At 60.4% G+C, this 8570-nt stretch carries 7 protein-coding genes and 2 pseudogenes; 5 read left to right on the top strand and 4 right to left on the bottom strand.

Annotation, left to right across the window (positions count from 1 at the left end; translation table 11 throughout):
• The first annotated feature begins 82 nt into the window (after positions 1 to 82).
• The gene (locus tag PG892_RS20290) at positions 83 to 979 is read left to right on the top strand and encodes a DMT family transporter (RefSeq protein ID WP_069784649.1); all 897 of its coding nucleotides are present in this window, start codon (positions 83 to 85) and stop codon (positions 977 to 979) included.
• 61 nt (positions 980 to 1040) lie between these two features.
• On the top strand, positions 1041 to 1238 hold the full coding sequence (locus PG892_RS20285; protein WP_039038678.1) for a hypothetical protein: 198 nt from the start codon (positions 1041 to 1043) through the stop codon (positions 1236 to 1238).
• A gap of 71 nt (positions 1239 to 1309) precedes the next feature.
• On the opposite strand, the pseudogene PG892_RS20280 reads toward PG892_RS20285, so the two are convergent.
• From PG892_RS20280 to PG892_RS20270, 3 genes and pseudogenes are all read right to left on the bottom strand, one after another.
• Positions 1310 to 1669: pseudogene (locus PG892_RS20280) on the bottom strand (methyl-accepting chemotaxis protein); the annotation flags it as partial.
• A gap of 228 nt (positions 1670 to 1897) precedes the next feature.
• Positions 1898 to 2485, bottom strand: a pseudogene (locus tag PG892_RS20275) (PAS domain-containing protein); the annotation flags it as partial.
• Positions 2486 to 3088: 603 nt separating this feature from the next.
• Positions 3089 to 3514, bottom strand: coding sequence for a DUF4124 domain-containing protein (locus tag PG892_RS20270; RefSeq protein ID WP_039038680.1), 426 nt, complete (start codon positions 3512 to 3514; stop codon positions 3089 to 3091).
• Positions 3515 to 3784: 270 nt separating this feature from the next.
• On the opposite strand from PG892_RS20270, the gene fabV reads away from it, so the two are divergent.
• Both fabV and PG892_RS20260 read left to right on the top strand, forming a co-directional pair.
• Positions 3785 to 4978 carry an enoyl-ACP reductase FabV gene (gene fabV / locus PG892_RS20265; protein WP_124813231.1) on the top strand — a complete coding sequence of 398 codons (1194 nt, stop codon included), beginning with the start codon at positions 3785 to 3787 and terminating at the stop codon, positions 4976 to 4978.
• Positions 4979 to 5140: 162 nt separating this feature from the next.
• Positions 5141 to 6616 (top strand): YfcC family protein, encoded by a 1476-nt coding sequence (locus tag PG892_RS20260; RefSeq protein ID WP_124813229.1) that lies wholly within the window; start codon positions 5141 to 5143, stop codon positions 6614 to 6616.
• Positions 6617 to 6681: 65 nt separating this feature from the next.
• Here PG892_RS20260 and PG892_RS20255 read toward each other — a convergent pair whose 3' ends face one another.
• Complete coding sequence (locus PG892_RS20255) at positions 6682 to 7896, bottom strand: pyridoxal phosphate-dependent aminotransferase (RefSeq protein ID WP_005302243.1); 1215 nt, start codon at positions 7894 to 7896, stop codon at positions 6682 to 6684.
• 356 nt (positions 7897 to 8252) lie between these two features.
• On the opposite strand from PG892_RS20255, the gene PG892_RS20250 reads away from it, so the two are divergent.
• On the top strand, positions 8253 to 8462 hold the full coding sequence (locus tag PG892_RS20250; RefSeq protein WP_010674028.1) for a DUF1653 domain-containing protein: 210 nt from the start codon (positions 8253 to 8255) through the stop codon (positions 8460 to 8462).
• Positions 8463 to 8570 lie beyond the last annotated feature (108 nt).

Raw genomic sequence — 8570 nt, 5'->3', positions numbered from 1 at the left:
CCAGCGGGGCTGACGCCCCGGCGAAATTCCCCTCCCACCTACGTCGGAGGGAGTCCCCTTTCGCATTTAAGATGGAGGCATTGTGCGCCCTTTACCCGTCCTGACGCTGACCCTGGCCATGCTGCTCTGGTCCAGCTCCTTCATCGCCCTCAAACATGTGCTGGAAATCTGGTCCTTCGGTCAGGTGCTCTTCATGCGGATGGGGGTGGCGTCCTGTTGCTGGCTGCTCTGCTACCGCCAGCTTGGCCGCGTCACTTACCAGAAGGGGGATTGGCGCTGGTTGGCCCTGATGGGGGCGCTTGAGCCCTGCCTCTACTTTCTTCTTGAAGTCAACGCCCTGCGTTACACCAGTGCCGGCCAGGCAGGTATGGTCTGTGCCCTGCTTCCCCTGATGGTGGCTCTGGTGGCCTTCGTGCTGCTTGGAGAGCGGGTGAGTCGCCGCCAGCTGCTGGGCTTTGCCATCGCCATCGTTGGCATCGCCCTGCTGGGGTTGGGGGAGGGCGCCGACGAGTTCGCCCCCAACGCCCTGCTCGGCAACAGCCTGGAGATGGGCGCCATGCTCTGCGCCGCCACCTATTCCGTGGTATTCAAAAAGCTCTCCAGCCGCTACGGCGTGATGACACTGACGGCGTTGCAGGCCTTCGTCGGCATGCTCTTCTTCGCGCCCTTTGCCTTCAGTGCGCCCTGGCCCGCGAGCTGGGCCTGGCAGGACATGGGGGTCATCCTCTTCCTCGGCGCCTTCGTGACACTTGGTGCCTACCTGCTCTACAACTGGTCGGTGACCCAGGTGAAGGTGACCCTGGCGGCGGCCTATGTGAACCTCATACCGGTCTTTACCCTGCTGCTCGCCTATCTGCTGCTGGGAGAGACGCTCACGGCCCTGCAATGGGTGGCCTGCGCCGCCGTGCTGGTCGGCATCGGGGTTGGCCAGCTACCGTCCGGCAGGAAGCGTGCGCAGGCCGTCGCCACCGGGGGATGAGTCGCCGCCATTGGGCTACAGTCTGGGCAGGGAAACACGCTGTCGAAGAAGGAGCCGACCGATGAGCGACATGCACTTGCTGGCCGCTGCCAAAAGCCTGTTGAGCCATCCCCCCTTTACCCTGGCCGATGCCAGAGCCCTGGAGGCGCTGGAAGAGGAGGCTGTGGGGGAGGAAGGGCTCTGCATCGCCGCGCTATGGGACATCGCCCTCGCGCTGGCGGACGAGGAAGCCAGACACTATCTCCTGGGGGATGGCTGAGCGGGTGTCGGGTGGGCGGACAGCAATGACAACGGGGGCCTGGGCCCCCCGTTGTCATTGGCAGCTGTTGCTCAGATGGAGAGGCTCTTGACGGTGTCCGACACCGAGTTGGCGTCCTCGATGATCTCCTTGATGACGTCGGCGATGATGGTGGCCTGCTCCTGACCTGCCACCGCCTTGTCGGAGACGACGGAGACGGTCTGGGTGATCTGGGAGGTGATCTCCGAGTTGTGCTTGATGACGGTGACGATCTCGCTGGTGGAGCTGGAAGTGCGCGCCGCCAGTTGCCTCACCTCGTCGGCCACGACCGCGAATCCCCGTCCCTGTTCCCCGGCGCGGGCCGCCTCGATGGCGGCGTTGAGGGCCAGGAGGTTGGTCTGATCCGCGATGCCGCTGATGGTGGAGATGATGGATTCGATGCTCCTGGATTGCTGGTTGAGCTGCTCTATCTGCTTGCTGACCGCATTGACCGAGGTGTTGATGTGAGAGGAGGTGTCGAGCACCCTGTCGATGACCTCCCGTCCCCTGGCGGCGCTCGCGACGGTTTCGCTGGCGATGGCACACGCCTTCTGGGCCGCTTCCCGGGTGGAGATGGATTTCTCAACCCGCTCGGTGATGTTGCTCGCCAGCTTGATGATTTTGACCACCTTGCCCTCGTGGTTGAAGATGGGGTTGTAGGTGGCCTCCAGCCAGATCTTCTCCCCCCGGTGACCCAGGCGCATGAAAAGCCCTGATTTGATGTCGCCCGAGCCGAGATCCTGCCAAAAATGGGGGTTGTTCTGGTAGAAATCGCTGTCACAGAAGAGGCGATGATGCTTGCCGACCACCTCTTCCAGCCGATAGCCAAAGCAGTTGAGGAAATTCTGGTTGGCGGTGATGACGGTGCCATCGGGTTGGAAATCAATGACCGCCAGGGACTTGTCCAGCGCTGCCAGCAGGGCCTGGGTGCGCTCCAGAGTGGATTGCTGCTGGGTCACGTCGGAGGCGACCTTGGCGATCCGCACCACCTTGCCGTCGATCACGATGGGGAAATAGGTCGCCTCCAGCCACACGGCCTTGCCGGATTTCGACTGGCGAATGAAGCGGCCGCTGCGGGAGACGCCGTGGCGCAGATCCTGCCACAAGGTCTCGTAATCCCGGGTATTGACGTCGTCGGGGAAGCAGAGGGTGCTGTGATGCTTGCCGATCACCTCGTCACGTTCAAATCCCACGATCTTGAGAAACAGCGCGTTGGCGAAGGTGACCACTCCCGCCGGGGTGAACTGGACGAAGGGACCTGCAACTGGATAGCCTGTTCAAATGCCCCCAGTTCCACCACCCTTGCCGCTTGCTCACTGGCTTCCTTGCTTGCTTTTTGATTCCAGAACATGACAGCGCTCCTCCATGAGACCCTTGAATGGGATAACGACCAAATATGAGTAAATTAACAATAGCATTGCGTCCTGATGAGTCGTCATCGTACTCAAATTAACTTTTTATTTTTCAATGTTGATAAATAGCTTCTTAATTGTAGGGTCTCGTACCAAGGTTATTTATCTCGTGGACCGCTTTGGGCCCCAGGGAATATTGGCATGAAGGCGCCTCTTTTGGCACTGACAATTGTCACGATGCCCCTATATATCGCCCTCGTATGAACCCTGTGGCACGTCAGGGATCTCGGTGGGGATAAAGTTGAGTCTTCTGGAACGCGGTGAAATTAGGTGGCTACGGGGATCGGGAAAAAGCCGCTATCTGATCCTCTGGTGTGAGAAATAAACGGCCAAGGGGGTGATGTTCTGGATGTGCGGCATGTGTGAACTCGTGACGACATTGCCACTTCGGTATATTTTCTGTCCCGAAACAGGGAGTGTTTATTTTGCCTGCAAGGTGGAGAGTTTCTGGTTCAGGGACTCAATCTCTTTCTGATATCGGGTAGTGACCGATTGCATCTCTGCCGAGACATTGCGGGATCTTGCCTTGTTCTCCGTGATCTGGGTCATCTCGTTGTTCATCTTCTGCTTTTTGGCCTCGATCTCGGTGCGCAGCGCCTCGGCCTGGCGTTGTTTCTGGCCGTTCGCCAGGCTCTGCTCTATCTCCCGGGTCTGGTTGGCCGCCTGCTCCACCGCCTCGGGGGAGGGGGTATAGACATTGAGTGCCATGGGTTTGGCGTCGCTGCTGCAGGGGATGTCGCTGAAGGTGATCTGCCCATCGCGGGCGCATTGATAGACAGCCGCCTGGACAACGGGGACGGTGGCAAGCCCCAGGCAGGCGAGAGAGATGACCAGCATGCGTGACATAGACTCCTCCTTGAATCCTCTTCCTTGCACACTAGTACATGGCGCAAGGTCAGACAACGGCCTCGTTCCGGGTGTGACATTCCGGTCCTCACGTTGCCTCTCTCTGGTCCATGGCGGGGAAATCTCCTGCGCAATGGGTGTGCTATGGCTGCATAAAGCGACGGATCCCTGCCTGTTTCCCCGCAGTTCAACACATCAGAGCACCATAACGGGCCGCAATGAGGTATCTTATGCCCCGATTTCATCCATCAAACGGATAAGAGACAGCACATGATCATCAAACCCAAGGTTCGCGGCTTTATCTGCACCACCACCCACCCGGTCGGTTGTGAAGCCAATGTTCGTCGCCAGATCGCTTACACCCAAGCCAAGGGCGCCATCGAGAATGGCCCCAAGAAGGTGCTGGTGATCGGCGCTTCCACCGGCTATGGTCTGGCCTCTCGCATTGCCGCAGCCTTCGGCAGCGGAGCTGCCACCATCGGTGTCTTCTTCGAAAAGCCGAGCTCCGAGACCAAGACGGGCTCCGCCGGCTGGTACAATTCCGCCGCCTTCGACAAGGCCGCCAAAGAGGCCGGCCTGTACGCCAAGAGCGTCAACGGTGACGCCTTCTCCCACGAGTGCCGTGCCAAGGTGATCGAGCTCATCAAGCAGGATCTGGGTCAAATCGATCTGGTGGTCTACTCCCTGGCCTCTCCGGTGCGCAAGCTGCCGGACACCGGCGAAGTGGTGCGCTCCGCCCTCAAACCTATCGGCGAGGTCTACACCTCCACCGCCATCGACACCAACAAGGATCAGATCATCACCGCCACCGTCGAGCCGGCGAATGAGGAAGAGATCCAGAGCACCATCACCGTCATGGGCGGCCAGGACTGGGAGCTGTGGATGGCGGCTCTGCGCGATGCGGGTGTGCTGGCTGACGGCGCCAAGTCCGTGGCCTACTCCTACATCGGTACCGACCTGACCTGGCCCATCTACTGGCATGGCACCCTGGGGCGCGCCAAGGAAGATCTGGACCGCGCCGCCACCGCCATCCGTGGTGATCTGGCTGCCAAGGGGGGGACCGCCCACGTGGCCGTGCTCAAATCCGTGGTGACCCAGGCCTCCTCTGCCATTCCCGTGATGCCGCTCTACATCTCCATGGCCTTCAAGATCATGAAGGAGAAGGGCATCCACGAGGGTTGCATGGAGCAGGTGGACCGCATGATGCGCACCCGCCTGTACGGCGCCGACATGGCGCTGGACGAGCAGGCCCGCATCCGCATGGATGACTGGGAACTGCGTGAAGACGTGCAGCAGACCTGCCGTGATCTCTGGCCCTCCATCACCACCGAGAACCTCAGTGAACTGACCGACTACACCGGCTACAAGCAGGAGTTCCTGCGCCTGTTCGGTTTCGGGCTGGACGAGGTGGACTACGATGCGGACGTGAATCCGGACGTGCAATTCGACGTGGTCGAGCTGTAAGTCGGTCGTCAGCACAGACAGGGCCCTGCGGGGCCCTGTTTTTTTGCAGCAGACTCAACCAGTTGCCTCAGGTTTATTATCCGCGATCACCTTTTTCCCCGAACAAACCCGCTAGGCTTGCGCTGTCCGGATCACAGACGGCACCGCCGAGGTACGAAAGTCATGACCACATCCCATGAGGCGCCCAAGAAGCGCCAGCTCCCCACGGTTTATACCCTGCTTTTCATCATCATCGCCCTGATGGCGGCCCTCACCTGGGTGCTGCCGGCGGGCAAATACAACTATGTGACGGCCAAGACCCAGCAGCCGGTTGCGGCGGCGGCCGCGGCCGACTACGGCGGTGACGAGCGATTGCTGCCGGTACCCGGCAGTTACACCGAGCTCCCCTCCCAACCCCAGGGGGTATTCGATGTGCTCAAGGCGCCCATCCAGGGCTTTCACAAGGCGGCGGACGTGGCACTGTTCGTGCTCATCATCGGCGGCTTTCTGGCGGTGACCATGCAAAGCGGGGCGCTCGATGCCGGGGTCGGGGCCATAGTGCGCACCTTCGCCGGGCGCGAGCGACTGCTCATCCCGGTGCTGATCGCCCTGTTCGCCCTGGGTGGCTCCACCTTCGGCATGGCGGAGGAGACGGTGGCCTTCTGGGCACTCATCGTGCCGGTGATGATGGCGGCGGGCTTCGATCGCATGGTGGCGGCCGGGATCATCCTGCTCGGCTCCGGGGTCGGGGTGCTCGCCTCCACCGTCAATCCGTTTGCCACCGGCATCGCCTCCGGCTTTGCGGGTATCCCCATCGGTGAGGGGATAGGTCTGCGGGTCATCCAGTGGCTGCTGCTGGTGATCTTCGCCTCTTGGTTCGTGATGCGCTACGCCAGGCAGGTGCAGCAGGACAAGTCCCGCTCCGTGCTGGCCGATATCGTTTATGACGACGAGTTCTCCCAGATGAAGAGCGGCAACCTCGCCTTCAGCGGCAAGCAGAAGCTCACCATGCTGGTCTTCTTCGGCACCTTCCTGCTGATGATCTATGCGGTGGTGCCCTGGTCGGATCTGGGCATCGATCTGTTGCCCACCCTGGGCTGGTGGTTTGACGAGCTCTCCACCCTCTTCTTCAGCGCCTCCATCCTGATTGCCCTCATCAACCGGATGCCGGAGTCCAACTACGTGGCGACCTTCCTGAACGGGGCGCGGGATCTCATCGGGGTTGCCCTGGTGGTAGCGGTGGCGCGCGGCATCTATGTGGTGATGGAGCACGGCGTCATCATCGACACCATCTTGCACTGGGCCGAGGGACTGGTGAGCGGGCTGTCGTCGTCGGTCTTCATCCTGATGGCCTATCTGGTGCACATCATCCTGAGCTTCTTCATTCCCTCCACCTCGGGGCTCGCGACCGTCTCCATGCCGTTGATGGGGCCGCTGGCGGACTTCTCCGGCATCTCGCGGGATCTGGTGATCACCGCCTATCAGTCCGCCTCCGGCTGGATCAACCTGTTCGCCCCCACCGCCGCTCACCTGGTGGCGGGGCTGGCGCTCGCCAGGATCCCCTACGATCGCTTCGTGCGCTGGGTGCTGCCCTTCATCATCGGGGTGGCCCTCATCACCATGGCGGTGCTGGTGGCCGGGGCCCTGCTGCACGGCTGATGGCGCGAATAGAAAACGACAGACAACAAAAAGGCTCCCGCGGGAGCCTTTTTCATGAGCCTTGCTTACTGCTTGTAGCCCTTGAGGAAGCGGGCGAGGCGACCGATGGCCTCTTCCAGCTCCTCTTCCCGGGGCAGGAACACCAGGCGGAAGTGATCCGGTGCAGGCCAGTTGAAGCCGGTACCTTGCACCAGCAGGAGCTTCTCCTGCTGCAGCAGGTCGAACACCATCTTCTGGTCATCGCGGATGTCGTACACCTTGGGGTCGAGGCGCGGGAACATGTAGAGCGCCCCCTTGGGCTTGACGCAGGAGACACCGGGGATCTCGTTCAAAAGCTCCCAGGCTTTGTCCCGCTGGCGACGCAGGCGGCCCCCCGGCAGGATCAGCTCGTTGATGCTCTGGTAGCCCCCAAGGGCGGTCTGGATGGCGTGCTGCATGGGCACGTTGGCACACAGCCGCATGGAGGCCAGCATCTCCAGCCCCTCGATATAGCCCTTGGCACGACCCTTGGGACCGGTGATGACCATCCAGCCCTGGCGGAAGCCACAGGCGCGGTAGGCCTTGGAGAGGCCGTTGAAGGTCACCACCATCACATCGTCGCACAGGGTGCAGACGCTGGTGTGGGAGATATCGTCGTAGAGGATCTTGTCGTAAATTTCGTCGGCGAAGATGATGAGGTTGTGCTGACGGGCGATCTCGATCACTTCAAGCAAAAATTCGCTGCCGTAGACGGCGCCGGTCGGGTTGTTGGGGTTGATCAGCACCAGGCCGCGGGTACGCGGGGTGATGCGGGCGCGGATGTCGTCGAGATCCGGATACCAGTCAGCCCCTTCGTCACAGCGGTAGTGCACCGCATGGCCGCCGGAGAGGGTGACGGCCGCGGTCCAGAGCGGGTAGTCGGGGGAGGGCACCAGCATCTCGTCGCCGTTGTTGAGCAGCGCCTGCATCGCCATCACGATGAGCTCGCTCGCACCGTTGCCGATGTAGATGTCGTCGATGTCGACCTTGCGCATCCCTTTTTGCTGGTAGTACTGCATCACCGCCTTGCGGGCGGAGAAGAGCCCCTTGGAGTCGCAGTAGCCCTGGCTCTGGGGCATGTTGAGGATCACATCCTTGATGATCTCCTCCGGTGCTTCGAAGCCAAACGGGGCCGGATTGCCGATGTTGAGCTTGATGATACGGTGACCTTCGTCTTCGAGACGGCGAGCTTCTTTGTGCACCGGGCCGCGGATGTCATAGCAGACATCGTCGAGCTTGTGCGACTTGTCGATAGTGAACATGGTGAGCGTGATTCCTTCCCCGTGGGGCGCGTTGGCAGAAAAGCTGTTTTTAGTATCAAATTTCTCTGCCCCTATTCTTCACAGAATTGAATGCTAGAACAATCTAATTTATGGAATAAATCCCTGATATTTACCCCTGAAACAGGGTTGTTGAAATGTTAAATTCAGCATGATCGTTTGCCTCTCTTTGGTAGATCAGTGAAAGATGAGGAGCAGATTCATAAAGCAACATGAGTGTATTGAAATATCTCCCCCATCTGGCACGATTGGCTGGGGTAAAAAAGGCCCCGACCCGTCGGTCTGCCAGGGGAGCACGCAGGCACGGGGGCTCATCTTCCCGCTCTCGAGGTTTACTCATGCAGGCACCCGCCACCGGTCGCTACCGCCATTTCAAGGGGGGCTATTACCAGGTTCTGGCCCTGGCCTTGCACACCGAAACCCAGGAGCAGCTGGTGATCTATCAATCCGAACAGGATGGTCAGGTCTATGCCCGCCCCGTCGCCATGTTCATGGAGTGGATTGAACATCAGGGACAGGTGGTGAGCCGCTTCACACCGGTGGCCTGAGGTAGACTTGGCGACATGAAAAAAGGCGCCAGAGGCTAATGCCGATCAGTTAAGGATCCATTGACCGATCCTCAGGCTGTGTAAGAATCCGAAACTCCTTGTTGGGTT

It is taken from the genome of Aeromonas sp. QDB68 (assembly GCF_027707405.1).
In the GTDB taxonomy this organism is placed as follows: domain Bacteria; phylum Pseudomonadota; class Gammaproteobacteria; order Enterobacterales; family Aeromonadaceae; genus Aeromonas; species Aeromonas caviae.
This window is presented reverse-complemented; position numbering and strand designations above follow the sequence as displayed.

Coding starts and splice junctions, on each gene's coding strand:
- PG892_RS20260 (WP_124813229.1), top strand. CDS start 5,141: ATGACCACATCCCATGAGGCGCCCAAGAAGCGCCAGCTCCCCACGGTT.
- PG892_RS20255 (WP_005302243.1), bottom strand. CDS start 7,896: ATGTTCACTATCGACAAGTCGCACAAGCTCGACGATGTCTGCTATGAC.
- PG892_RS20250 (WP_010674028.1), top strand. CDS start 8,253: ATGCAGGCACCCGCCACCGGTCGCTACCGCCATTTCAAGGGGGGCTAT.
- PG892_RS20270 (WP_039038680.1), bottom strand. CDS start 3,514: ATGTCACGCATGCTGGTCATCTCTCTCGCCTGCCTGGGGCTTGCCACC.
- PG892_RS20285 (WP_039038678.1), top strand. CDS start 1,041: ATGAGCGACATGCACTTGCTGGCCGCTGCCAAAAGCCTGTTGAGCCAT.
- fabV (WP_124813231.1), top strand. CDS start 3,785: ATGATCATCAAACCCAAGGTTCGCGGCTTTATCTGCACCACCACCCAC.